Here is a 389-nt window from a genome sequence, read left to right as displayed (position 1 = left end):
GAGACGTGCTGCACCTGCCGGACGTGCGGGCGGCGCGCTCGAACGCCGAACTCGTCGCGGCGGCCGCCCGTGCGCGGGAGGTCACAACAGCCGGGAGCCGGTGATGCGTTCGCCGAAGACGTCGTCCGGGTTGGAGAGCGCGCAGTTCTCCAGGGAGAGGCATCCGCAGCCGATGCAGTCGGTCAAGTGGTCCCGCAGGCGGCCGAGTTGGGCGATGCGACGGTCGAGCTCGCCGCGCCAGCTCTCGGAGAGCCGGGCCCAGTCCTCGCGGTTGGGGGTGCGGCCTTCGGGGAGTTGGGCGAGGGCGTCGCGGATGCTGGCCAGGGGGATGCCGACGCGCTGGGCGGCCCGCACGAACGCCACGCGGCGCAGCGCGTCGCGGGTGTAGC

The 389-nt window shown here is 74.0% G+C and carries 1 protein-coding gene; it reads right to left on the bottom strand.

What is annotated here, in order from left to right; all coding sequences use genetic code 11:
• Positions 1 to 81 precede the first annotated feature (81 nt).
• Positions 82 to 389 (bottom strand): redox-sensitive transcriptional activator SoxR (soxR, locus tag G3I17_RS39520; RefSeq protein ID WP_164604545.1); only part of this gene is annotated, 308 nt, incomplete at its 5' end.

This window comes from Streptomyces sp. SID13031, from assembly GCF_010548305.1.
GTDB lineage: Bacteria > Actinomycetota > Actinomycetes > Propionibacteriales > Kribbellaceae > Kribbella.
This window is presented reverse-complemented; position numbering and strand designations above follow the sequence as displayed.